Origin of the sequence: Paraburkholderia sp. SIMBA_054 (assembly GCF_046534875.1) — a bacterium.
Classification (GTDB): Bacteria; Pseudomonadota; Gammaproteobacteria; order Burkholderiales; family Burkholderiaceae; genus Paraburkholderia; species Paraburkholderia hospita.
Genome location: NZ_JAWRXV010000945.1, coordinates 1 through 265 on the forward strand (window position 1 = coordinate 1; position 265 = coordinate 265).

1 protein-coding gene is annotated in these 265 nt (G+C 63.8%); it reads right to left on the bottom strand.

Annotation, left to right across the window (positions count from 1 at the left end; translation table 11 throughout):
* Positions 1-83: 83 nt before the first annotated feature.
* A partial coding sequence (locus tag SB822_RS57920) for a heavy-metal-associated domain-containing protein (protein ID WP_410859215.1) occupies positions 84-265 on the bottom strand: 182 nt, incomplete at its 5' end.

A 265-nucleotide genomic window follows, 5' to 3' on the forward strand; every position in this document is an offset into this window, starting at 1 on the left:
AGCCGCCAGTTCGTCGACGACAGCGCGACCGAGCAGGCCAGACGCTCCTATGACTGCGACCTTGAACATGATCCGCGTTCCCCTTAACTCGCTGCGCTGGGCGACACGCCTTTGACCGTGTAGCCGGCCTCGTCGATCGCGGCTTTCAAAGCGTCGACCGATTGCGTCGACTCGACCGCGACCCGGCCCGCCGCGAGATCTACCTGCACTTGCGCGGCTTCGTCGTGCTCGCGAATAGCGTTGGTGACTGCCGCAACACAATGCT